Here is a 244-nt window from a genome sequence, read left to right as displayed (position 1 = left end):
TTGCTACAGTGACCTTATTCCCTGCCTGTTCAACCGCAATGTTGTCACCAGCGATAAACGTTACTGTTTCATCTGGCGTGATCTGTTTAACTGAACTACCTGCCACTGCACCCGTACCAGTTTTATCTGTCGTCAGTTTCCAGCCTGTATTCGCTATCGCTTTTACTGCATCAAGCTGACCACCATTTACTGCTTCTTTAGATCCTGCAGCAACAAGACCATCTGTTACTCCTGTGATCTTACC

The 244-nt window shown here is 45.9% G+C and carries 1 protein-coding gene; it reads right to left on the bottom strand.

Features of this window, described 5'->3' with window-relative positions; all coding sequences use genetic code 11:
- Positions 1-244, bottom strand: a 244-nt coding sequence (locus tag AC0IW7_RS24955; protein ID WP_471821537.1) for a hypothetical protein, incomplete at both ends; no start/stop codon positions are given.

The sequence above is a fragment of the Pseudomonas sp. AC229 genome, assembly GCF_979254655.1.
Note: the sequence above shows the minus strand (reverse complement) of the source record. Positions and strands in the feature narration are given on the sequence as shown.